Origin of the sequence: Streptomyces sp. SID13726, assembly GCF_010548375.1 — a bacterium.
In the GTDB taxonomy this organism is placed as follows: Bacteria; Actinomycetota; Actinomycetes; order Streptomycetales; family Streptomycetaceae; genus Streptomyces.
Genome location: NZ_JAAGLY010000121.1, coordinates 1 through 680 on the forward strand (window position 1 = coordinate 1; position 680 = coordinate 680).

Consider the following 680-nt stretch of genomic DNA (forward strand, 5'->3'; position numbering starts at 1 on the left):
GACGCCGCTGCCGCTACCACCTACTTCACCACGTACCGTGTTGACGGCTACAGCGAGGGCCTCGTACCGCCGCGGGCCCCGGTTCAGGTGGGGCACTACGAAGACACGTTCCGCAAGGTGGACGACACCTGGCTGCTCACCACGCGGACTCTCTTCCTCTCCTTCGCCGGTCCCACGGAACGCCTCGACGGGCCTGGCCAGTCATAAGCGCGGCTCCCAGACGACCGGCCGTCAAGGGTTCGCCGCTGCGGGGAGCGACACTCCACAGAACTTGAGCCAGAGCCGAATCTCGTGAACAAGGCCGTCATCGTCGTAGTCGGTGAGGTCTTCGTGCTGCAACGCATACTGCACCCACTCCTGCAGAGGTGCCTGAAGGTGCTCGGGCACCGCACCTGTCCGCAGTGTGACCAGTGGGCGCTCGGCTCGGCCGTCCGCGTACGCAGCGACCCGGCGGTGGCAGCCCCCATACCCGGCAATAACCGGTTGGTGGCATGACGAACACGCTCTGGTCACAGTCATCAGCGAATGCTGCGACCAGCACTTTCACAACAAGCTAGGCGTGGCCCTGACTAGTTCAAGATCCCCCGAGCGTCCGTGATCACGTTCGTGGACGTCCCGCACTGTCCGTCGTGGCGCGCGAAAGCCCGGCATTTTGGCGGGACTTCTCTGTCCGGGCACGT

General features: G+C 64.9%; 1 pseudogene. It reads left to right on the forward strand.

Annotated features, from left to right (window positions below):
- Positions 1 to 207, forward strand: a pseudogene (locus tag G3I78_RS46680) (nuclear transport factor 2 family protein); the annotation flags it as partial.
- Positions 208 to 680: the final 473 nt, after the last annotated feature.